19 protein-coding genes and 2 rRNA genes (1 of these 21 only partly in view) are annotated in these 20,633 nt (G+C 62.2%); 11 read left to right on the forward strand and 10 right to left on the reverse strand.

Annotated features, from left to right (window positions below; translation table 11 throughout):
- Together AAHK21_RS22655 and rrf are read left to right on the forward strand one after the other, a co-directional pair.
- A 23S ribosomal RNA gene (locus tag AAHK21_RS22655) occupies window positions 1-2,641 on the forward strand; it begins 253 nt to the left of the window's first position.
- 137 nt (window positions 2,642-2,778) lie between these two features.
- Window positions 2,779-2,894 (forward strand): 5S ribosomal RNA (gene rrf / locus AAHK21_RS22660).
- Window positions 2,895-3,110: 216 nt separating this feature from the next.
- Here the strand turns inward: rrf and AAHK21_RS22665 are convergent.
- On the reverse strand, window positions 3,111-3,443 hold the full coding sequence (locus tag AAHK21_RS22665) for a leucine-rich repeat domain-containing protein (RefSeq protein ID WP_367858391.1): 333 nt from the start codon (window positions 3,441-3,443) through the stop codon (window positions 3,111-3,113).
- A gap of 153 nt (window positions 3,444-3,596) precedes the next feature.
- Between AAHK21_RS22665 and AAHK21_RS22670 the strand changes: the two genes are divergently transcribed.
- Window positions 3,597-5,486: a propionyl-CoA synthetase gene (locus AAHK21_RS22670; RefSeq protein ID WP_367858392.1), complete on the forward strand. Its 1,890-nt coding sequence runs from the start codon at window positions 3,597-3,599 to the stop codon at window positions 5,484-5,486.
- A gap of 62 nt (window positions 5,487-5,548) precedes the next feature.
- Here AAHK21_RS22670 and AAHK21_RS22675 read toward each other — a convergent pair whose 3' ends face one another.
- Window positions 5,549-7,489 carry a methyl-accepting chemotaxis protein gene (locus AAHK21_RS22675; protein ID WP_367858393.1) on the reverse strand — a complete coding sequence of 647 codons (1,941 nt, stop codon included), beginning with the start codon at window positions 7,487-7,489 and terminating at the stop codon, window positions 5,549-5,551.
- A 502-nt stretch (window positions 7,490-7,991) separates the two neighbouring features.
- A complete protein-coding gene (locus tag AAHK21_RS22680) occupies window positions 7,992-8,441 on the reverse strand; it encodes a GNAT family N-acetyltransferase (protein WP_367858394.1) in 450 nt (149 codons plus the stop codon).
- Between the two features lie 203 nt (window positions 8,442-8,644).
- On the opposite strand from AAHK21_RS22680, the gene AAHK21_RS22685 reads away from it, so the two are divergent.
- The 3 genes from AAHK21_RS22685 (at window position 8,645) to AAHK21_RS22695 (ending at window position 9,732) form a co-directional block, all read left to right on the forward strand.
- Window positions 8,645-8,803 carry a hypothetical protein gene (locus AAHK21_RS22685; protein ID WP_156177521.1) on the forward strand — a complete coding sequence of 53 codons (159 nt, stop codon included), beginning with the start codon at window positions 8,645-8,647 and terminating at the stop codon, window positions 8,801-8,803.
- 7 nt (window positions 8,804-8,810) lie between these two features.
- On the forward strand, window positions 8,811-9,230 hold the full coding sequence (locus tag AAHK21_RS22690; protein WP_367858395.1) for a type II toxin-antitoxin system YafO family toxin: 420 nt from the start codon (window positions 8,811-8,813) through the stop codon (window positions 9,228-9,230).
- Window positions 9,231-9,360: 130 nt separating this feature from the next.
- Window positions 9,361-9,732 (forward strand): hypothetical protein, encoded by a 372-nt coding sequence (locus AAHK21_RS22695; RefSeq protein ID WP_046854861.1) that lies wholly within the window; start codon window positions 9,361-9,363, stop codon window positions 9,730-9,732.
- Between the two features lie 6 nt (window positions 9,733-9,738).
- Here the strand turns inward: AAHK21_RS22695 and AAHK21_RS22700 are convergent, their stop codons facing one another.
- Window positions 9,739-10,311, reverse strand: a complete 573-nt coding sequence (locus tag AAHK21_RS22700) for a biliverdin-producing heme oxygenase (RefSeq protein ID WP_367858396.1) — start codon at window positions 10,309-10,311, stop codon at window positions 9,739-9,741.
- Window positions 10,312-10,461: 150 nt separating this feature from the next.
- Here AAHK21_RS22700 and AAHK21_RS22705 point away from each other — a divergent pair, with 150 nt between their 5' ends.
- Window positions 10,462-11,502: a DUF1176 domain-containing protein gene (locus tag AAHK21_RS22705; RefSeq protein WP_367858397.1), complete on the forward strand. Its 1,041-nt coding sequence runs from the start codon at window positions 10,462-10,464 to the stop codon at window positions 11,500-11,502.
- Between the two features lie 30 nt (window positions 11,503-11,532).
- Window positions 11,533-12,585 carry a DUF1176 domain-containing protein gene (locus AAHK21_RS22710; RefSeq protein WP_367858398.1) on the forward strand — a complete coding sequence of 351 codons (1,053 nt, stop codon included), beginning with the start codon at window positions 11,533-11,535 and terminating at the stop codon, window positions 12,583-12,585.
- Between the two features lie 158 nt (window positions 12,586-12,743).
- Here AAHK21_RS22710 and AAHK21_RS22715 read toward each other — a convergent pair whose 3' ends face one another.
- Window positions 12,744-13,529 carry a sulfite exporter TauE/SafE family protein gene (locus AAHK21_RS22715; RefSeq protein ID WP_046854865.1) on the reverse strand — a complete coding sequence of 262 codons (786 nt, stop codon included), beginning with the start codon at window positions 13,527-13,529 and terminating at the stop codon, window positions 12,744-12,746.
- Window positions 13,530-13,738: 209 nt separating this feature from the next.
- On the opposite strand from AAHK21_RS22715, the gene AAHK21_RS22720 reads away from it, so the two are divergent.
- Entirely contained in the window at window positions 13,739-14,113 is a 375-nt protein-coding gene (locus AAHK21_RS22720; RefSeq protein ID WP_094011271.1) for a RidA family protein, read from the forward strand.
- A gap of 98 nt (window positions 14,114-14,211) precedes the next feature.
- Here AAHK21_RS22720 and mcpA read toward each other — a convergent pair whose 3' ends face one another.
- A complete protein-coding gene (mcpA, locus tag AAHK21_RS22725; protein ID WP_367858399.1) occupies window positions 14,212-16,098 on the reverse strand; it encodes a methyl-accepting chemotaxis protein McpA in 1,887 nt (628 codons plus the stop codon).
- Window positions 16,099-16,248: 150 nt separating this feature from the next.
- Window positions 16,249-17,127: a LysR family transcriptional regulator gene (locus AAHK21_RS22730; protein ID WP_367858400.1), complete on the reverse strand. Its 879-nt coding sequence runs from the start codon at window positions 17,125-17,127 to the stop codon at window positions 16,249-16,251.
- Window positions 17,128-17,227: 100 nt separating this feature from the next.
- Here AAHK21_RS22730 and AAHK21_RS22735 point away from each other — a divergent pair, with 100 nt between their 5' ends.
- A complete protein-coding gene (locus AAHK21_RS22735; RefSeq protein ID WP_046854869.1) occupies window positions 17,228-17,656 on the forward strand; it encodes a PACE efflux transporter in 429 nt (142 codons plus the stop codon).
- Window positions 17,657-17,675: 19 nt separating this feature from the next.
- Here AAHK21_RS22735 and AAHK21_RS22740 read toward each other — a convergent pair whose 3' ends face one another.
- Together AAHK21_RS22740 and AAHK21_RS22745 are read right to left on the reverse strand one after the other, a co-directional pair.
- Window positions 17,676-18,680 carry a hypothetical protein gene (locus AAHK21_RS22740; protein ID WP_367859021.1) on the reverse strand — a complete coding sequence of 335 codons (1,005 nt, stop codon included), beginning with the start codon at window positions 18,678-18,680 and terminating at the stop codon, window positions 17,676-17,678.
- A 117-nt stretch (window positions 18,681-18,797) separates the two neighbouring features.
- Window positions 18,798-19,241, reverse strand: a complete 444-nt coding sequence (locus AAHK21_RS22745; protein WP_367858401.1) for a GNAT family N-acetyltransferase — start codon at window positions 19,239-19,241, stop codon at window positions 18,798-18,800.
- Window positions 19,242-19,328: 87 nt separating this feature from the next.
- Between AAHK21_RS22745 and AAHK21_RS22750 the strand changes: the two genes are divergently transcribed.
- On the forward strand, window positions 19,329-19,901 hold the full coding sequence (locus AAHK21_RS22750) for an isochorismatase family protein (RefSeq protein ID WP_367858402.1): 573 nt from the start codon (window positions 19,329-19,331) through the stop codon (window positions 19,899-19,901).
- Here the strand turns inward: AAHK21_RS22750 and AAHK21_RS22755 are convergent.
- Entirely contained in the window at window positions 19,873-20,514 is a 642-nt protein-coding gene (locus AAHK21_RS22755; RefSeq protein WP_367859022.1) for an HD domain-containing protein, read from the reverse strand. The two genes, AAHK21_RS22750 and AAHK21_RS22755, sit on opposite strands and share 29 nt — an antisense overlap.
- Between the last annotated feature and the right edge of the window lie 119 nt (window positions 20,515-20,633).

Raw genomic sequence — 20,633 nt, forward strand, 5'->3', positions numbered from 1 at the left:
GAACGGGGACCAGCCCTTAAGCTGGTTTGAGATTAGTGGAACGCTCTGGAAAGTGCGGCCATAGTGGGTGATAGCCCCGTACACGAAAATCTCTTGCCAGTGAAATCGAGTAGGACGGAGCACGAGAAACTTTGTCTGAACATGGGGGGACCATCCTCCAAGGCTAAATACTACTGACTGACCGATAGTGAACCAGTACCGTGAGGGAAAGGCGAAAAGAACCCCGGAGAGGGGAGTGAAATAGAACCTGAAACCGTATGCGTACAAGCAGTGGGAGCCTACTTTGTTAGGTGACTGCGTACCTTTTGTATAATGGGTCAGCGACTTATATTCAGTGGCGAGCTTAACCGAATAGGGGAGGCGTAGCGAAAGCGAGTCTTAATAGGGCGCTTTAGTCGCTGGGTATAGACCCGAAACCGGGCGATCTATCCATGGGCAGGTTGAAGGTTAGGTAACACTGACTGGAGGACCGAACCGACTACCGTTGAAAAGTTAGCGGATGACCTGTGGATCGGAGTGAAAGGCTAATCAAGCTCGGAGATAGCTGGTTCTCCTCGAAAGCTATTTAGGTAGCGCCTCATGTATCACTGTAGGGGGTAGAGCACTGTTTCGGCTAGGGGGTCATCCCGACTTACCAAACCGATGCAAACTCCGAATACCTACAAGTGCCGAGCATGGGAGACACACGGCGGGTGCTAACGTCCGTCGTGAAAAGGGAAACAACCCAGACCGTCAGCTAAGGTCCCAAAGTCATGGTTAAGTGGGAAACGATGTGGGAAGGCTTAGACAGCTAGGAGGTTGGCTTAGAAGCAGCCACCCTTTAAAGAAAGCGTAATAGCTCACTAGTCGAGTCGGCCTGCGCGGAAGATGTAACGGGGCTCAAACCATGCACCGAAGCTACGGGTATCATCTTATGATGATGCGGTAGAGGAGCGTTCTGTAAGCCTGTGAAGGTGAGTTGAGAAGCTTGCTGGAGGTATCAGAAGTGCGAATGCTGACATGAGTAACGACAATGCGAGTGAAAAACTCGCACGCCGAAAGACCAAGGTTTCCTGCGCAACGTTAATCGACGCAGGGTTAGTCGGTCCCTAAGGCGAGGCTGAAAAGCGTAGTCGATGGAAAACAGGTTAATATTCCTGTACTTCCAGTTATTGCGATGGAGGGACGGAGAAGGCTAGGCCAGCTTGGCGTTGGTTGTCCAAGTTTAAGGTGGTAGGCTGAGATCTTAGGCAAATCCGGGATCTTAAGGCCGAGAGCTGATGACGAGTGCTCACTAGAGCGCGAAGTGGTTGATGCCATGCTTCCAAGAAAAGCTCCTAAGCTTCAGATAACTGGGAACCGTACCCCAAACCGACACAGGTGGTTAGGTAGAGAATACCAAGGCGCTTGAGAGAACTCGGGTGAAGGAACTAGGCAAAATGGCACCGTAACTTCGGGAGAAGGTGCGCCGGTGAGGGTGAAGCACTTGCTGCGTAAGCCCACGCCGGTCGAAGATACCAGGCCGCTGCGACTGTTTATTAAAAACACAGCACTCTGCAAACACGAAAGTGGACGTATAGGGTGTGACGCCTGCCCGGTGCCGGAAGGTTAATTGATGGGGTTAGCGCAAGCGAAGCTCTTGATCGAAGCCCCGGTAAACGGCGGCCGTAACTATAACGGTCCTAAGGTAGCGAAATTCCTTGTCGGGTAAGTTCCGACCTGCACGAATGGCGTAACGATGGCGGCGCTGTCTCCACCCGAGACTCAGTGAAATTGAAATCGCTGTGAAGATGCAGTGTATCCGCGGCTAGACGGAAAGACCCCGTGAACCTTTACTATAGCTTTGCACTGGACTTTGAGCTTGCTTGTGTAGGATAGGTGGGAGGCTTTGAAGTGGGGACGCCAGTTCTCATGGAGCCATCCTTGAAATACCACCCTGGCAACCTTGAGGTTCTAACTCAGGTCCGTTATCCGGATCGAGGACAGTGTATGGTGGGTAGTTTGACTGGGGCGGTCTCCTCCCAAAGAGTAACGGAGGAGTACGAAGGTGCGCTCAGACCGGTCGGAAATCGGTCGTAGAGTATAAAGGCAAAAGCGCGCTTGACTGCGAGACACACACGTCGAGCAGGTACGAAAGTAGGTCTTAGTGATCCGGTGGTTCTGTATGGAAGGGCCATCGCTCAACGGATAAAAGGTACTCCGGGGATAACAGGCTGATACCGCCCAAGAGTTCATATCGACGGCGGTGTTTGGCACCTCGATGTCGGCTCATCACATCCTGGGGCTGAAGCCGGTCCCAAGGGTATGGCTGTTCGCCATTTAAAGTGGTACGCGAGCTGGGTTTAGAACGTCGTGAGACAGTTCGGTCCCTATCTGCCGTGGACGTTTGAGATTTGAGAGGGGCTGCTCCTAGTACGAGAGGACCGGAGTGGACGAACCTCTGGTGTTCCGGTTGTCACGCCAGTGGCATTGCCGGGTAGCTATGTTCGGAAGAGATAACCGCTGAAAGCATCTAAGCGGGAAACTTGCCTCAAGATGAGATCTCACTGGAGCCTTGAGCTCCCTGAAGGGCCGTCGAAGACTACGACGTTGATAGGTTGGGTGTGTAAGCGCTGTGAGGCGTTGAGCTAACCAATACTAATTGCCCGTGAGGCTTGACCATATAACACCCAAGCAATTTGCGCTGAGGCCAAATTGCGGTGGTGAAGACGAAACGAACCGAAAGTTCGCGACGAACCACAAATATCGCATATCCGAATTGGCTGGCATGTCTGCAAAGACGTACTGGCAACCGAATTTCTTGACGACCATAGAGCATTGGAACCACCTGATCCCATCCCGAACTCAGCAGTGAAACGATGCATCGCCGATGGTAGTGTGGGGTTTCCCCATGTGAGAGTAGGTCATCGTCAAGATTCATTTCGCAAAACCCCTATCTGCGCGAGCAGGTAGGGGTTTTGTCTTTTGCGCGTTTGGCAAGTCAACCTCCTCTGTTGTGGGAGCGGGCTAGTTGGAACGCCGCTCCCACGAATGTTCAGGCCAGGCTTCATCGCCTTGTCAGTGACGATCTCCCACAGCGCCACCAATTCATTGAGGCAGGACGGGCCAATACGTCGGCCTGCTGGCAGCGTTCAGCCAGTTGCTTCAGTGGAGTGTGGCAGGGCCTGGGCATCGACCCGGCTGATACGGTTGCTTTTGAAACCTACGGTTTCCAGGGCCTGGCAGCTGTCGATGGCGTGGGGCAGGTGGGTGAACTGATTGTTGGAGCAGAACAGCACCTTGAGCCGGTTCAGGCGGTGCAGGTCCTCGGGCAGTTCGCTCAGCCTGTTGCCGCTCAGGTCGAGCACTTCGAGGCTGTCGCCAAGTGCGAAGATCTCCTGGGGAAAATGGGTCAGGTGCTGGCAGAGATTCAGTCGCGTGATGCCGTGCAGGCGACCGGCGCGCAGGTCTTCGAGGGTATGCATGGGATTGTTCGCTTGACGTGACCGGCCATTGTAGGCGCTTGGGTGCGGCAAATCTGCATATGGGTTGCGACTTAAGTCCGATGGCGGCTGGCCGGCCCCGGTCCATACTCAAGATTCGCCCTTCTATAACAACAAGTACCGGGTTGCGAACCAATGACCTATCAGCACAGCTACGCCCATTCCATTTCCGAACCCGCCAGCTTCTGGCAGGCCCAGGCCGAACAGCTCGCCTGGCAGCGCAAGCCGACCGTCACCTTGCAGCAGAACGCCGATGGTACCCACCGCTGGTTCGCCGATGGCCGCCTCAACAGTTGCTACCTGGCCCTTGACCATCAGATCGAGCAGGGGCGCGGTGAACAACTGGCGCTGATCTACGACTCGCCAGTGACTGGCGTGCAACAGACGTTCACCTATCACCAGCTGCGTGATGAAGTGGCCCGCTTGGCGGGGCTGTTGCGTTCGTTGGGGGTGCGCAAGGGCGATGGCGTGATCATCTACATGCCGATGGTGCCCCAGGCCGCCATGGCGATGCTCGCCTGCGCCCGCATTGGTGCGGTGCATTCCGTAGTGTTCGGCGGCTTCGCCGCGAACGAGCTGGCCCTGCGCATCGACGATGCACGGCCGGCCCTGCTACTGACGGCTTCCTGCGGCCTGGAGTTCGACCGCGTGATCGAGTACAAGCCGCTGGTCGATCGCGCCCTGCAGCTGGCTCGCCACCAACCGCGGCATGTGCTGGTGTTGCAGCGCCCGCAGGCGAGCGCCGAACTGCAGCCCAGGCGTGATCTGGACTGGCAGCAGGCCTTGCTCGGGGCCGAGCCGGTCGCCCCCGTTGAACTGGACGCCGGCGATCCGCTGTACATCATGTACACCTCCGGCACCACCGGCAAACCCAAGGGTATCGTCCGCGAAAATGGCGGCAACGCAGTGGCGTTGTGTTATGCCATGCGTCATGTCTACGGCATGCAGGCTGGGGATGTATGGTGGGGGATCTCGGACGTCGGCTGGGTGGTGGGCCATTCGCTGATCGTGTACGGGCCACTGATGAACGGGTGCACCACGGTGTTCTACGAGGGCAAGCCGATCCGCACGCCGGACGCCTCGGCCTACTGGCGGGTGGTGGAACAATACCAGGTCAATGGCTTGTTCTGCGCGCCCACCGCCATGCGCGCCATCCGCAAGGAAGACCCGGAAGGCGCGCTGATCCGCCGTCACAATCTCGATTCGTTGCGCCAGCTGTTCCTGGCCGGGGAGAAACTCGACTCCAGTACCCATGAATGGCTCGAGCGGGTCAGCGGCAAGCCGGTGCACGACCATTGGTGGCAGACCGAGACCGGCTGGCCGGTGACTGCGCCCTGTGTCGGGCTCGAAGGCAGCGCGGCGCGGCCGGGCTCGAGCAATCGGGCGGTGCCGGGGTACCACGTGCAGGTGCTGGATGACGAAGGCAAGCCGTTGGGGCCCAATCAGCAGGGCGCCATCGTGATCGCCCTGCCATTGCCGCCGGGTTGCAGCCAGACGCTCTGGGGCGATCACCAGCGCTACCTGCAGGCCTACCTGCAGGGCTACCCCGGTTACTACCACACCGGCGACGGCGGCTACCTGGATGAAGACGGCTTCGTCTACATCATGGGGCGCACCGATGACGTGATCAATGTCTCGGGGCATCGCTTGTCGACCGGGGAAATGGAGGACCTGGTGGCGCGTCATCCGGCGGTGGCCGAGTGCGCGGTGATTGGTGTGCACGACGAGATCAAAGGCCAGGTGCCATTGGCGCTGGTGGTACTCAAGGACGGGCAGGGCATTGGCGAGGCGCAACTGCAGGGCGAGTTGGTGGCGGATGTGCGCGAACAGATCGGCGCACTGGCCTGCTTCAACCGCGTGCGCCTGGTCAAGCGCCTGCCCAAGACCCGCTCTGGCAAGATCCTGCGGGCGGTGCTGCGCAAGATCGCCGATGGCCAGGACTACACGGCGCCATCGACGCTGGATGATCCGGCGGTGCTAGGGGAGATCGAAGGGGTGTTGGCCGATTTGCCCAGGGCGGGCTGACGCCATCGCGGGCGACGAACCGCGGCAAAAGGGCCGCCTGGCGGCCCCAACTGCTGGATGTCTTACGACTTGAAGCGCCCCACCAACCCGTTCAGCTCATCCGACAGCTGTGCCAGCCTGCCAGAGTCGGCCTGTGCAGAGCTGGCCAGCCCCTCTACCAGCCGTGCCTCGTCGTAGATCTGCTGGATATGCCGATTGATCTCCTCGGCCACGCTGTGCTGCTCCTCGGCGGCCGCTGAAATCTGCAGGTTCTGGTCGCGGATCTCGTTCACCGAGAGCTGGATGCCTTCGAAGCTGTCACGGGCATTCTCGATCGATGAAACGCTAGCCCGCGACAGGTCCAGGCAGCTTTCCATCTTCTGCGAAACTTCATGGGTCTTGCCGCCGAGGGTATTGAGCAACTGGTCGATCTCGCCGGTAGAGTCGGCGGTGCGTTTGGCCAGCGCCCGTACCTCGTCGGCCACCACGGCAAAACCACGGCCCTGGTCGCCAGCCCGGGCGGCCTCGATGGCGGCGTTGAGCGCCAGCAGGTTGGTCTGCTCGGCGATGGCGCGGATGGTGCCGAGGATCTGGTTGATGCTGCGGCTGCCTTCTTCCAGTTCGACCATGGCCTGGGACGACTCGCTCAGGCGTCGGCCCAGGCGGTTGACGTTGTCGGTGGTCGCTTCGATCTGCTGCTTGCCCTCGGCCACGCGGCGGTGACCCTGTTCGGCGGCATCTGCGGCGCTGCTGCACGAACGCGCCACTTCGTTGGCGGTGGCGACCATCTCGTTGAAGGCGGTGGACACCAGCTCCACCGCCTCGCGCTGGCGACCGGCGGCCTCGTTCATGTTACCGGCCATTTCGCTGTTGCTGCGCGAGGCTTCGTGCAGGTTGGTCGAGGCCGCGCCGATGCGCTGGATCAGCTGGCGGATGGCGGCGAGGAACTTGTTGAACCAGCCGGCCAGCTCGGCGGTTTCGTCCTTGCCCTGAACCTGCAGGTCGCGGCGCAGGTCGCCTTCACCCTCGGCGATCGACTGCAGGCCGGTGCTCACCTGGCCGATGGGCTTGACGATCACCCGCGAGAACGCTGCCGCCACCCCGGCGAAGATCAGCGCCAGCAGCACCACGATCACTGCCGTGACATAGGTCATGCGTGTGGCCGCGGCCATGACCTCGTCGTACTCGATCAGCCCGACGAAGCGCCAGCCCAGGCCTGGGGAGGTCCACACATTGGCCATGTAGCGCACGCCATCGATCACCACCTCGGTGGCGCCTTGCTCGGTGGCGGCCAACGCCGTATACGGCGCGCCGAGATCCTTGAGCTGCTTGAAACTGTGCCCGGCGTTGCGCGGGTCGACCAGCACGGTGCCGTCCTCGATCAGCATCACGTAGCCGCTGTCGCCCAGCTTGATGCTCTTGACCAGCTCGGTGAGGTTCTTCAGCGACACGCTGACCACGAACACGCCCTTGGCCTTGCCGGCCGCGTCGAGCAGCGCGCGGGCGGTGCCGACCAGGGCCACGTCGTCCTTGTCGTAGTAGTACGCGGCGGTGCGCACCGTCTTGTCCGGGCTGGCCATGGCGGCCTTGTACCAGGGGCGGGTGCGCGGGTCGTACTTGGCCAACTGTGGGTCATCCGGCCATTTGGCGTAGCTGCCGTCTTCCAGGCCGATTGAAAGGATCGCCGCTGCCGGGTGAGTGGTGCCGTAGCGGGCGAAGGTGTCGATGACCTGTTGTGCAGCCTCGGGCATCGGCTGGCGGGCTGCATCGGCGCCGGTGTAGTCCTTGAGCGAGGTGACCGAGGTGTATACAGGATCCTTGGCCATCTGATCGACGTTCTGCAGCGTGCCATCAAAGAACTGGCGCATGTTGCCGTCGATCTGGCGAATTTCCCGGGTGCTGCCGTCGAGGAACTGATCGACCGCCTCGCTGCGGATGTTCAGCACCGAGATGCCGCCAACCAGGGCGACCGGGATGAAGGCCACCAGTACGAAGGCCAGGATCAGTTTGTTTTTTATTTTCATTGTGACGCCCATCCGTGATTGTGAAGGGTGTACATGGCCGCTTCACTAGGGTGCTGGCCACTTGCTACCTTTTCTGTTTCGGCGGGCGGAATATAAACCTTTAGTAGATATTTCGTGTACAGGGAATTCAGAAATTGTCCTGACTTGCGGGGCAGAGAGCAGTTTGGGGCGTGGGAGCGGGCTTGCCCGCGATGAGGTGAGAACTGTTGTTTCAAGCGGATTACTAAGACTTTCCCAATTTCATGTAGGACGTTTCCCAAGCATGCTTTTGCGGCCTTTCAGCTGTTGTTCTGGCCAGCCGCATTCCTTAGTCTCGACCTGTCGTTGCCAATTCAACGACCGGGTGTGCAAGCCCGAGGATGTGGTCCAGGTCGCTCAATGGCGGCTATACGTGGGAGGCCTTCGGGCCAGCCGGGTTCCTACTCCACGGTCTTGCACACCCGCGTATGGCTGCCTCCCTCGCGCTGAGCGAAAGCGGATATCGAAGCTCCCATGGCTAGCTTCAGCAATCGAGCACCTTGTGATAGGTCACGAATTCCTGCTCGGCCTCATACCCCAACGATTCATACAGCGCCTGGGCGGCAAGGTTGCTCCTGGCGGTATCCAGGCTCAACCGCTGCGCGCCCTCGGCCTGGAAGATCCCGATCAGTTGCTGCATCAGGTAACGGGCATGACCGCCCCTGCGGGCGTGGGGGACGACGAACAGGTCATACAGCCAGTAGAAGCGCTTCATCGCCAGCGAGCAGGTGGCCGGGTACAGTTGGGCAAAGGCGATGGCCTGACCCTCGTCGTCCAGCAGCAGGTAGATCCGCGAGTTGCCGGTTTCGAGGTTGGCCTTGAGGAATGCACGGGAAGTGGGGAGGTCATCTGCCTCCTGGTAGAACATCCGGTACTGGTTGAAGAGATCCGCGGCGGTGTCCAGGTGGTGCAGATCACAGGCAATGACGTTCATGTCGGGGCTCGCAGAAGGGTGGTGTTCGACAGTATGGTGCAGGGCGTGATGAAAGGATCTGTTGCAAATCCCACGGCCAGTGACTGGAGTGGCGAACTACGCTTTCGATTGTGGCGAGTGCAGGGGCCTCCGATAGTCGCAAGACATTTGAGGCCGGCGGCCGGAGCACGTAGCATCAATTCATCAGCGTACTGGAGGTAGTCATGGCTCGATACGCGCCAGCAAAGCAGGACAATACCTTTGTTCCCAAGCAAAAGCGAAGTGGCAAAAGTGACGAAGAGGTCCTTCGCCAAGGTGCCCGGTCAAGCGAGGCGCTGCTTGATTATGTCGAAAAGCATGGAAAGCTGCCTGTAACCAAGTGAGGGGGCCGTGCCGTCTGTCAAAGTCTCTGAGCTGTTCAAGCTGGGATTTGAAGATTGGTACGATCTCTATGTCGATTTCCATGCCTACAAAGTAGGTGGAATTCAGCCAAAGACGTTTGGTAGGGACGAACTACTCGAGGATAAATTCCAGCTTCACCATATCCATCTGGCCACGTCGCAACCGGTTATGTTGCGTTGGGCGTCAATCGACGAGCCATTTCGTCGAACACATTGCGTCGATGATCCCGAAAACGACTATTGGCTTATTTATGCCTATGACGAGTATCTGGACGAGTACTTGATGTTGAGGCTGATGGGGCCCGGTGCACACAATCGGAAAGGATGGGGGTCATTGCTGCGCAACATTGTGAGTGAAATCGTAGAGCCCTGGTCATTGGGCCGGGTCACTTACGAAGAGCCAGACTAGCGCTCTGGTAGAAGGGCCGCAGGTGCGGCCCGGTTCTCCCAGGCTTGTGCCAGAATGTCTGCCCCCTTAAGTTCTTCTCCTTCATTTACGGCCATACACAACCCTTGGCCGACTCCAGGATCAAGGACGAATGTTGCCGTTGCTTTCCCGCTTCCTGCTGCACGCACTGGTGTGTGTGGCTTTTCCCTTTATCTTGAGCCTTGGCTTCGATCTGTACCGGCAGCATGTCGGCCCGCCGATGGCGCGAGGTGTCAGCGTCGGCTTGGCGACGATGTTGGTGTTCTACGCCTTCGTGCTCTTCAACCTGCTGATGGTGGCCATTCCAAGGGCGGCAGTTCGCTACTGGCTGGCGCTGGTGCTGGTGCTGCTGGTACTGGCGTTCTTCAATACCTTGCACCCGTTGCGGGCGCTGGGCTTTGCGCTGTTGTGCGGTGGCTTGTGCGCGGTGGCCATCGCGATGACGCCACTGGTAACGTCGCTGTTGCACCAGTGCCGTCGGTGAAGGAGTTCAGCAGGCCAGTACCCGTCGTTCTTCGAGCCACTGTTCGAAGCAGATGAATGTGTCTACAGCGGCTTCTACCGTCCGGGCCTGGGCGGTCGGCTCCGGGGTGGCGCCAGCCAGCCGCTCGAGGAAGCTGCGCCAGCGTGCGCCGGTCAGCGGGCCGTAGACGTCGAGGAACGCGCCACCGTTGTCGGCGTCGATACCCAGGCGTTCGGCCATGGCCCGCTTGAGCACCTGCCCACCGAGCGTGGAGCCTTCCAGTACATACATCACCCCAAGCGCGCTGGCTTCATCATCGATGCGAGGCAGGGCGTGGCACCGGGGCAGCGCTTCGATATCGATGGCCAGGGCGCCCAGGTCGCGTGACAGGGTGGGTGTCTTGTGCCGTTCGGCGCTCTGGTAGGCGCCCAGCAGTAAATCCAGTGGGGCATGAAAGCCGTGGTAGGCCCCGAGCAGGTCGGCGTAGGCCGCGCGGTCGAAGCCCTCGCTGAAGAAAGGCAGCCGCGCTTCCAGCCTCTGGTGGCAGGCGCGGGTACCTTCGCGCAGGGCAAGCAGCAACGGGCTGACGGTAGCGGACATGACGGCGGCTCTGGCGTTAGGGCATTCGATACTGCCAGATCAGGCGGCGCAATCACCACTGCCGATTTTGCGCACCTGGCCGTTGAACTGTGGAATCATTGCGCCGCCTCTGGAACGAGGCTTTCACAGCCAAGACAGGAATGCAGCACGATGCGCGCAACAACATGGAACTGGCTGGCCCTGGGGCTGGCGTTGCTGCCGGGCCTGGCCGCCGCGGCGGAACCAGAGCCGGTACCGGTATACCGGGAGATCAAGGACTGGATTGTAGGCTGCGACAACACGCGCTTCTGCACCGCGGTCCTGGCCGATCACCCGGAGCGGATGCGAGTGGGCATGCTGGTACAACGTGAGGCGGGCGCCTGGGGCAACCTGCACCTGACCCTGGTGGGGAGCACCGACTGGTCGGGCGAGCCCATGCTCGACGGCCAGCTGCTGGTCGCCCCCTGGCGCATGACCCGCGGTGTCGAGACCACCCTGGAACTGGAGGGCGCCGATGCCTATGCCGTGTTGCGGCAATTGCGCAATGGCCAGCGCCTGGTGGACGACACCCGGCCAGGGGAACGGGTGAGTTCGCTGCAGGGGCTGAGCGCCGCCTTGCTGTTGATGGATGCGGTGCAGGGCCGGGTCGGCCACTACAGTGCGCTGATACGCCCCGGCGACAGCGTTGCCGATGCGCAGTTGCCAACTCCGGCCAAGCCACAGGTGCCGGCCTTTGTGGCAGCTACGGCCCTTGGCGCGCAGGAGCAAGCGGGCATCACCCAGGTGGTGATGACCAAGGCGGCCGCCGAGAACCAGTTGATCAACGAATACGATGTCGCTCCCAAGCTCGAGCTGCATGCCCTGGACGACCAGCATGCGCTGGCATTGCTCAGCTACAACTGCAATGACTTCCACTGTCTCTACGCGTTGTACAAGGTGTCGCGTGAAGCGCCTTACACTCTTGGGCCGCTGGAGTTCGAGGCGCCATCGAGCCCGGTGGTGATCAGCCGGATGCGCGACGCCATCGACTTCTACCCTGGCAAAGGCGAGCTTCACAGCTATGCCAAGGACGACTACCCCGGCAGTTGTGGGGTGGAGGAAAGCTGGCGCTACGATGGCATGCGCATGCGCTTGCTCAGGCTGTCACGGATGGACCGCTGTGCCGAAGTGGGCACCGACAGTTGGCCGGTACTCTGGCGCAGTGAAGGCTGAGCGTGTGAAACGGACTTCAGGGATAACGCCATGCAATGGATGAAACACCCGCGTGCGGCATTGCTGCTGACGCTCATGACGCCATCGGTCGTGCAGGCGGAGAACGCCCAGGCACCGCTCGAGGCGGTACCGATGTACCGGCAGATCAAGGACTGGGCGGTTGGCTGCGACAACACCCGTGCCTGCGCCGCGGTAATGGCGATCGACGACGACCTGATGGCCGGGCTGCAGACCATCATAAGGCGCGAGGCGGGGCCACAGGGCGCGCTCGAACTGACCCTGCGCGTGGGCCCGGCGTTTGCGGAACAGGTGCTGCTCGATGGGCAGGCACTGTCGGCCAACTGGCAGCGCATCCAGCTTGAATATGACTTCGACCTGCTGCTGAAGGACGATGAGGCGCTGGCGCTTATACGTCGGTTGCGCAACGGTGCACGCCTGAGTTCGTTGACCGAGGATGGCGAGCTGGTCGCGTCCTTGCAGGGGCTCAGTGGCGCGCTGTTGGCCATCGATGCCGTGCAGGGCCGGGTCGGGCATGCCGATGCCCTGGTCAGAGTGGGGGATGCGCCCGCTGCCGATGTGCCTGGCGCTCCCGATACCGTGGTGCTGCCACAGTTCGTCGCCGCGCCGCGCATGAACGACGAGCAGGCCCATGAAATCGGCAGGACGGTAAAACGCCAGGCGAATGTCGAAGGCGATGTGCCGGGGATGAGTAACAGCCATTACGAGGTGCACCCGCTGGACGCTGCCAATGTCCTGGTCATTCTCAACGTGGGGTGCAGTGGGGAGTTCTGCGCCAATTACCTGTATCGGGTATCCCGCGCCGCGCCCTACCAGATCAGCGAAATGGCCTTCGAGGCGCCGACGCCGTTGCTGGCGCCGCGTCTGAGTGGCTATGTAGCGTTCGATGCACAGAGCGGTCAATTGTTTGCCGCTGACAAAAGCCAGGTAGAGCGTGGTTGCGGGGTGATCCAGCAGTGGCGTTACGACGGTGAGCGCATGCGCCTCGAGCGCGTGGCGCGGCTTGATCGCTGCGGGTATGTGAAACCGCAGTTCTGGCCGGTGCTATGGCGTGTGCAGGAGTAGGTCGAGGCGAGCCGAGTGCCCATAGGCGCCGCTGACGCGCCGCATCGCCGGCAAGCCGGCTCCCACAGTTCAGCCTTGGCTGCAAATCATGCGCAGTACCTGTGGGAGCCGGCTTGCCGGCGATGGGCGCGTAGCGCCCTCTATCAGTGAGGTGTGGCTCAGAACGCCAGCTTGTAGCCGATCAATAGCAGCATGGTCGCCAGGCAAGGTCGCAGCACGCGGTCGGAGATGCGCCCGGTCAGGTGGCTGCCCAGGTAGATCCCCGGCAGCGATCCCAGCAGCAGGTAGCCCAGCAGCGACCAGTCCATGTTGCCCATGCCGGCATGACCCAGGCCGGCCACCAGGGTCAGCGGCACGGCGTGGGCGATCTCGGTGCCGACCAGGCGGCGGGTGACCAGGAACGGGTAGAGCAGGAACAGCGCCACGGTGCCCAGCGCGCCAGCGCCGATGGAGGTGAGGGTGACCATCACGCCCAGCACCACGCCGGTGATCACGGTGAGGATGTTCAGGGTACGGTCGCTGAGGTGGTAGTGGTCGCCGGCGTGCTTGCTGGCGAAGGCCTGCAGGCGCGACTTGAACAGTATCGCCAGGGCGGTGAGGATCAGCACCACCGCCAGGCCCTGCTTGATGATGGCGTTGAGCGCCGAGGTGTCGGCGTGCAGGGTGCTGAGGAACCACAGGGTCAGCGCGGCGGCCGGGACGCTGCCCAGGCTCAGCCAGCCGGTGATCTTCCAGTCGATGTTCTTGTTGCGGCCATGCACCCAGACGCCGCTGGCTTTGGTGATGGCGGCATAGAGCAGGTCGGTGCCCACGGCGGTGGCCGGGTTGATGCCGAACCACAGCAGGATCGGGGTCATCAGCGAACCGCCGCCGACGCCGGTCATGCCGACGATGAAGCCTACGATCAGGCCCGCAAGGGTGAAACCGAAAGAACCTACATCCATACGCTACTCGACGCCCAGCTTGCCCGTGATCGGATGAGTGCCAGCATATAGATTTTTTTATAGCCAAATAGACTTGTTCGTTATTAGGTTATAACCACGCTGTGGCGGTACGCTCCTGAAAATCCACGGTTAACCAGAGTGGGTTTACCGGGAGCTGGCCCGCTCGACTGTCCCGGGCACGATTCAGCCAACCATGAAAGGAGCGTTCCATGAGCAATGACATCCAGCGTTTTCCCAGCAGCCTGCCGTTTCCTTTTTCCCGAGCAGTGAAGGCCGGGGGCTTCCTGTTCCTGTCCGGCCAGGTGCCGATGAGCGCCAGTGGCGAGGTGGTACGCGGTGATATCCAGACACAGACCCGAGCGGCCTGCGAACGTATCGCCGAGAGCCTGGCAGTGTGTGGGGCGCGTTTCGACCAGGTGGTGAAATGCACGGTCTGGCTATCGGACATGAGCCATTTCGCCGGCTTCAACGAGGTCTACAAAGAGTTCTTTGGCGCAGCGCTACCGGTGCGTTCGACGGTGGCATCGGCGCTGGCATTGGGGGTCGATGTGGAGATCGAGGTGCAGGCGTTCGTCGGCGAGTAAGGAGTAGCTGAAGAATGCCTGCGCATTCGCCGATGGGATCGAAGGCGTGATCGCGGAGGGAGCCCGCTCCTGCAACAGGTGCAGGAGCGGGCGGCAGGTCAGATGCGGAAGCTGCCCACCAGTTGCTTCAGGCGCCCGGCCTGCTGGCTCAGGGCGTCGCAGTGGCGCAGGGTGTCGTTGAGGTTCTCCACCCCTTGCTGGTTCAGCGCGTTGATCTGGGTGATGTCCAGATTCAGGCTCTCGACCACGGCGGTCTGCTCTTCGGTGGCGGTGGCCACCGACTGGTTCATGCCGTCGATCTCGCCGATACGCTGGGTGACACTGGCCAGGCGCTCACCGGCCTCGTTGGCCACCTGCACGGTCTCTTCGCTGGAGACCTGGCTGGTGTTCATGGTGTGCACCGCCTCACGCGAGCCGACCTGCAGGCTGGTGATCATGCGGTGGATCTCTTCGGCCGATTCCTGGGTGCGGTGGGCCAGGTTGCGCACTTCGTCGGCAACCACGGCGAAACCACGCCCGGCTTCACCGGCACGGGCGGCCTCGATGGCGGCGTTGAGCGCCAGCAGGTTGGTCTGCTGGGAGATGCCCTTGATCACGTCGAGGATCTTGCCGATTTCGTCGGTGCTGGCGTTGAGGGTCTCGATTTGCTCGCAAGACTCGCTGATGCGCTCGGACAGGGCGGTCATGGCGCTGATCGCCTCTTCGACCACCTGGCGGCCACCGTTGGCCTGTTCGCTGGCGCCGCTGGCGTGCTGCGAGGCGTCGGCGGCGTTGCGGGCGATTTCCTGGGTGGCGGCGCCCAGCTCGTTGATCGCCGCGGCGACGCTGTTGGTGCGCATGCTCTGCTCTTCGGAACCGGTGAGCGAGGCATTGGAGGCGACCACGACCTTTTCCGACAGGTCATGCACCAGGCGGGTAGCCGAGGACACTTCGCTGATCGAGGCGTGGATACGCTCGACGAAACGGTTGAACGAGGTGGCCAGCTCGCCGAACTCGTCCTTCTGCTCGACGGTCAGGCGACGGGTCAGGTCGCCTTCGCCTTCGGCGATGTCCTGCATGGCGCGGCCCATGGTGGTCAGCGGGCGCATCAGTACCGGGATCAGCAGGCCGAGCAGGCCAGCGATGACGGCCACGGCAATGAGCATGGCGATGATGGCCGAGGTACGGAACTGGCTCAGCGGGGTGTAGGCTTTTTCTTTATCGATCGACAGGCCGATGTACCACTGCGCCGACGGCAGGCCGTCCACCGGGGCGAAGGAGATGATGCGGTCCTTGCCATCGAGGCTGACTTCCTGGATGCCGGATTCGACACGCAGCGGGGAGCCGGGGTAGATGTCCTTGAGGTTCTTCATCACCCGGTCCTTGTCCGGGCTGACGATCACCTGGCCATTGCGGTCGACCAGGAAGGCGTGGCCAAGGCCGCCGAAGTCGACGGCGTTGATGATGTCGACCAGGGTGTTCAGGCTCAGGTCGCCGCCGACCACGCCGATCAGCTCGCCGCTGGACTTGGCTTTGACCGGCATGGCGATGGTCACCACCAGGCCACCCACTGCGGCCATGTAGGGCGGGGTCAGCATCGTCTGGTTGGCGGCCACGGCCTGGGTGTACCAGGGGCGCTGACGCGGGTCGTAGCCGTCAGGCATCTTGGCATCGGGGCGCTGGGTGAACAGGCCGGTGTTCTGGCCGAAATAGGTGAACTGGAAGTTACTAGTGTACGACGGCTGGTCGACCAGGCCCGGCACGTTGCTGCCGGCGCCTTGCTGGGCGATGTCCTGGGCCAGGTTTTCCAGGACCAGGATGCGTCCGCTCATCCAGTTCTGCACGCTGCTGGCGGTCTGCGCGCCGGCCTGGCGCACCGACGACTCGATGTTCTGGCGGATGGTGTTGCGTTGCAGGTAGTCGTTGTAGAGGGTGAACAGGGCGAAGGCCAGTACCACGACGGCGCAGGCACTGAGCAGGATCTTGTGGCGGAATTTCAGGTTCATGTTTCGAGACCTTGAGCCAGTGAAAGGAGGGCGCCGCGTGCTTGTGGCACGAATGGCGGAGCCTGTTGCAACTCTATCGGCCGATTCTGAAAAATGTTGAAAGACTAAATGTCGCAGTACTTGGCCGAATCGTCCTGGCAGGGTGACAAATCATTTCGAAGCCAACAGGCTCACCAACGTCCTGGCCGCTTGGCCGAGGGGTTGCTGTTTGAGCCAGAAGGCGTTCACTGGTAGTTGCAGTTCGTTGCGGGTGTTCTGAAACTGCAGGCGCACCAGACGTCCGTCCGCAAGGAGCGGCGCTACCCGCGCCAGCGGCAGGTCGCCCCAGCCCAGGCCGGCCTCGACCATCTGCAGGGCCAGGTCCAGGCTGTCGGTGCGCCAGTGCGAGGTGCCGATCAGCGAGCGGGGATCGCTCAATGGCAGGTCGCGGCTGCACACCAGGATCTGGCGCAGGTTGACCAGGTCCTCAAGGTTGCGGATGCGGCCTTCGCGCAGCGCGGGGTGGTGTGGCGACAGGGTGGCCACCAGCGACTCCAGGGCGATGTGCTGGAAGCTGCGTCGCGGGTCCACCTGCAGCCCGGCGAAGGCCAGGCACAGGCGTACCCGGCCACTGTCGAGCAGTTGCAGGGCCTCTTCCTGCGGGGCGGCGAGCAGTTCGATATCCAGCAGCGGGTAGCGCTCGCCCAGGCGGGTGATGGCCCCGAGCAACGGGCGCTGGTCGATATCCGGCACCACGGCGATGGCCAGGCTGCTTTCCAGCCCTCGCGACAGCTCCAGCGCATGCACCTCCAACAGCCCCAGCTGTTCGGCGATCAACCGGGCATGGGGTTCCAGGGCCTGGGCCTGGGCGGTTGGGCGTGCCTCCCGCGACCCGCGCTCGAACAGCGGGTAGCCAAGCTCCGCCTCGAGGTTGCCGATGGCCATGCTCACCGCCGAGGGTACGCGCCCGAGCGCCCGCGCGGCAGCCGAGAACGAGCCGCGGTCGAGCACGGCGAGAAACAGCAGGATGGTATCGCTGGAAAAGTTCATGGCAGTCTCCTTTCAGTAAATCTGAAAGCTGCCGACTTTTTCTGTCAAGCCTGTTGATGCATTCTGCGCGCCTTCGTCATATCCGCAACAAGGTAATCCCGTGCAAGGACTCAAACGCAAACTGGTCTACGTGACCTTCTATGAACTGATCGGCCTGTGCATGTCGACCCTGGGTCTGGCCTACCTGTCCGACACCCAGGCTTCGCACACCGGCCCCCTGGCAGTGATGATCACCACCATCGCCATGGCCTGGAACCTCATCTACAACAGCCTGTTCGAGTGCTGGGAGAGCCGCCAGGCCACCCGCGGTCGCAGCCTCGGGCGGCGGGTAGCGCATGCCATCGGCTTCCAGCTGACCCTGGTGGTGTATCTGATCCCGCTGATCGCCTGGTGGCTGGACATGACCCTTCTGGAGGCGTTGATGGTGGATCTGGCGTTCATCATCCTGGTGCCGTGCTACACCTTCGTCTACAACTGGGCGTTCGACCGCATCTTCGGGCTGCCGACTTCGGCGCTGGCGACTGCCTGAACGTGCTGCCTGCGCGGGGTCATGGCGGCAGGCGAATCAGCAACGGTTCCTGCGACCGGCTTCCGAGCAAGCTGTCCTCCACCTGCCCCGACAGGTAATACACCCCGGCCATGGCGCCGCTCTGGCGATTTTCCATCAGCTCCTGCCATTCCTGGTTCAGCGCCACATTGAGGATCACCCGCAGTTGCTCGACCATCTGCGGCTGTTCACGGTCGTGGGTGATGATGCCGTAGCCGGTTGCCGCCACTGAGATCAATGCCCCTGCCGCCTTGCCCACGGCCGCCGCGATGGCGCTGGCGGCACCGCGTGGCGCCAGTGTGGCGCCGAGTTTCTCGCTGGCCTGGGTGGCCACCGACGACAACCCTGCCTCGGTCTGCCCGGGGGCCTTGGCGGCCTGTTGGTGCAGGTGCTGGCGCAGGGACTGCCAGGCCAGCTGTTGGTCCAGCGACTTGGCCCGCAGCAGTTGGTAAAGCGAGGCATTGCGTGCATCCGGCGGGCCCAGGGCGATGATCGGGATGCGGTTGAGGCGCTGGCTGAACTGTTCGGGTGGGGCGTTGTAGCGCTGGATGATGGTCGGCATTTGCTGGCCGAGCAGTTGCAGGTACAGCTCGCTGGCGCGGTCGCGGATACCCTCGGGGTTGATCTGTTCGGCCACCGGGTCGATGACCCGTTCGCGGTACTGTTCCTGCAGATACAGGCCCAGGCGCTTTTCCGCTGGCTCCTGGCCATTGCCGCTGTTCATCTTGTACCAGGCGACCTTGAGTGTGAGCCACTGCTGGGTCCAGTAACCGGTGAACCAGGGGATGAAGTCGTTTTCGGTGCGTTGCTGCACTTGCTCCTTCCACACGCGCATGGAGCGTCGGGCATAGTCGTTGGCCGATCCCGCGGCGGCGACCGAGGCCTCGATGATGTCCTGGTCGATACGCTGCCAGACGGCCGGTGGCAGGTTCTGCGGCGGGGGCGGGGCGGGTGGGCGTTTGCCGGCGCAGCCGGCGAGGGCCAGCAGCAGGCAGAGCGGAACCATCGCGAGGATCGATTTCACGCGGATTGCCCCCTTGGCCAGAGGCTGGGTGATTAACCGAAGTATAGGTTTGTCTTGAGGGCCTCATCGCGGTGCAAGCCCGCTCCCACGGCGAGCGCGTCAGCCCACCCGTTTCAGGTGCAGCAACGGGAACGGATCGCCTTGTCCATCCACCTCGCTGCGCCCGACCTGGACAAAGCCCTGCTTGAGGTAGAACCCCACGGCCTGTGGGTTCTGTTCGTTGACATCGACTTCTCGTACGCCCAGCTCATCGATCACATGGGCCAGCAAGGCTTTGCCGATGCCCTGGCCACGGCAGGCCGGGTCGACGAAGAGCATTTCCAGCTTGCCATCATGTACCCCGGCAAACCCGTGTATGTGGCCGGCGCCGTCCGACCAGGCACGCAGCTGGACAAAACCCAGGTACTGCTCGCGCACCAGCGGGCGCAGGCGCTCGATGTAGCCTGCGGGCAGGAAGTCGTGGGTCGCCCGCACCGAGACTTCCCACAGATCGGCCAGACGATCGTAGTGCTGCGCGCCGACTGGCGCGATAGTGAAGTTCATAAGCCCTCCAAGGCATTTTGGTAATCGGCGACAGGGTACGGCATTGCGCTATGCTCGGCATTGCGTCCGCGAACAGGAGAGCCGCTGATGAATGTTGCCAAGGCCGATGCCTTGCTGCTGGTGGATGTGCAGTGCGCTTTCATGGAGGGCCCCGATGCGGTGCCTGGCCACCTGGCCCTGCAGCAGAGCATCGCCCGCTTGCTCGGCCGCGCTCGCCACGCCGGGGTGGCGGTGATCTTCCTGCAGAACGACGGTGCGCCGGGCAGCCCGGATGCCCCGCACAGTGCCGGTTGGCAACTGTATTTTCCGCCTGCGCGGGGCGAGCACGTGCTGTTCAAGACCGAGGACGATGGCTTCCTCGAAACCGGGTTGCAAACCTTGCTCGATGAACTCGGGGTCCGCCACCTGGCCCTGGGCGGCCTGCTCTCGGAGATGTGCCTGGCGGCCACCGCCCGAGCCGCGCTGCGAAGAGGCTTCGAGGTGCTGTTGCCCCACGATGCCCACGCCACCTACGACGTGCCACCCGGCCCTGGCGGTTCGCCGGGAGTGCCCGCCGCCCTGGCGGCCCGGGCGGCGGAGTGGTCGCTGGGGGACGAGGTGCAGATCCTGCCGGGTGTCGAGGCCGTGGCGTTCAGCTTGGCCAGCACGACTGGCGGATGATGCTGCAGAAATTGCCCGCGCGGAATGCCGGCTCCTTGTCGGCGATGACGTCTGCCTTGACGTTGCCGAACGTGGTCTGCGGCTTGTCGCGGATACCGTCGTAGAAAGCCTGGATGATTGCTTCCTTGAAGCGCTCGCCGCGCGGATGCGCCGCCACCACGGCGTCGCGCTCGCCTGCGGCGAGGCCTTCGTGGTGCAGGCCGAGCACATCGGTTTCCACGCCAGCGGTGACCAGCGCGATCAGTGGGTGCATGTGCTCGGGGATGCCCGGCGTGGTGTGCAAGGCAATGGCCGTCCAGACCCGTTCGATATCGCGCTCGTCGATACGGTGCTGCTGCAGGAAGTCGCGGGCGGCGTTGGCGCCATCGACCTCGAAGCGGCAGCAGTCGCTGCTGTGGGTGTGGGTCAGGCCCATGTCGTGGAACATGCAGCCGCAGTACAGCAGTTCGGCGTCGTATTCCAGGCCCAGGCGCCGGCCGGCGAGGGCGGCGAAATAGTAGACGCGGCTGGAATGGTGGAACAGCAGCGGCGAAGCGGTGTCGCGGACCAGCTCGGTGATCTCGCGGGTCATGGCGGTGTCGGGGATGTGGATGCCGGCGATAGACATGGTGATGGCTCCTTCGTGGGTGAGGTGACCAGCTTGCCGCGCTATGCGAATGTCCTCTATTGGCGTAAAGCGTCAAATTCTGCCATTGTCGGTTGTCTTCAGACGTGCCTTGAGCGCACCGTGCG

The sequence above is a fragment of the Pseudomonas sp. TE50-2 genome (assembly GCF_040813665.1).
GTDB lineage: Bacteria > Pseudomonadota > Gammaproteobacteria > Pseudomonadales > Pseudomonadaceae > Aquipseudomonas > Aquipseudomonas soli.

What these genes read in the sequence shown, in the direction of transcription:
- AAHK21_RS22745 (WP_367858401.1), bottom strand. Translation starts at nt 19,241, where the DNA reads ATGAACTTCACTATCGCGCCAGTCGGCGCGCAGCACTACGATCGTCTG.
- AAHK21_RS22680 (WP_367858394.1), bottom strand. Translation starts at nt 8,441, where the DNA reads ATGAACGTCATTGCCTGTGATCTGCACCACCTGGACACCGCCGCGGAT.
- AAHK21_RS22670 (WP_367858392.1), top strand. Translation starts at nt 3,597, where the DNA reads ATGACCTATCAGCACAGCTACGCCCATTCCATTTCCGAACCCGCCAGC.
- AAHK21_RS22750 (WP_367858402.1), top strand. Translation starts at nt 19,329, where the DNA reads ATGAATGTTGCCAAGGCCGATGCCTTGCTGCTGGTGGATGTGCAGTGC.
- AAHK21_RS22740 (WP_367859021.1), bottom strand. Translation starts at nt 18,680, where the DNA reads ATGGTTCCGCTCTGCCTGCTGCTGGCCCTCGCCGGCTGCGCCGGCAAA.
- AAHK21_RS22675 (WP_367858393.1), bottom strand. Translation starts at nt 7,489, where the DNA reads ATGAAAATAAAAAACAAACTGATCCTGGCCTTCGTACTGGTGGCCTTC.
- AAHK21_RS22710 (WP_367858398.1), top strand. Translation starts at nt 11,533, where the DNA reads ATGCAATGGATGAAACACCCGCGTGCGGCATTGCTGCTGACGCTCATG.
- AAHK21_RS22720 (WP_094011271.1), top strand. Translation starts at nt 13,739, where the DNA reads ATGAGCAATGACATCCAGCGTTTTCCCAGCAGCCTGCCGTTTCCTTTT.
- AAHK21_RS22730 (WP_367858400.1), bottom strand. Translation starts at nt 17,127, where the DNA reads ATGAACTTTTCCAGCGATACCATCCTGCTGTTTCTCGCCGTGCTCGAC.
- AAHK21_RS22695 (WP_046854861.1), top strand. Translation starts at nt 9,361, where the DNA reads ATGTTGCCGTTGCTTTCCCGCTTCCTGCTGCACGCACTGGTGTGTGTG.
- AAHK21_RS22705 (WP_367858397.1), top strand. Translation starts at nt 10,462, where the DNA reads ATGCGCGCAACAACATGGAACTGGCTGGCCCTGGGGCTGGCGTTGCTG.
- mcpA (WP_367858399.1), bottom strand. Translation starts at nt 16,098, where the DNA reads ATGAACCTGAAATTCCGCCACAAGATCCTGCTCAGTGCCTGCGCCGTC.
- AAHK21_RS22715 (WP_046854865.1), bottom strand. Translation starts at nt 13,529, where the DNA reads ATGGATGTAGGTTCTTTCGGTTTCACCCTTGCGGGCCTGATCGTAGGC.
- AAHK21_RS22685 (WP_156177521.1), top strand. Translation starts at nt 8,645, where the DNA reads ATGGCTCGATACGCGCCAGCAAAGCAGGACAATACCTTTGTTCCCAAG.
- AAHK21_RS22665 (WP_367858391.1), bottom strand. Translation starts at nt 3,443, where the DNA reads ATGCATACCCTCGAAGACCTGCGCGCCGGTCGCCTGCACGGCATCACG.
- AAHK21_RS22700 (WP_367858396.1), bottom strand. Translation starts at nt 10,311, where the DNA reads ATGTCCGCTACCGTCAGCCCGTTGCTGCTTGCCCTGCGCGAAGGTACC.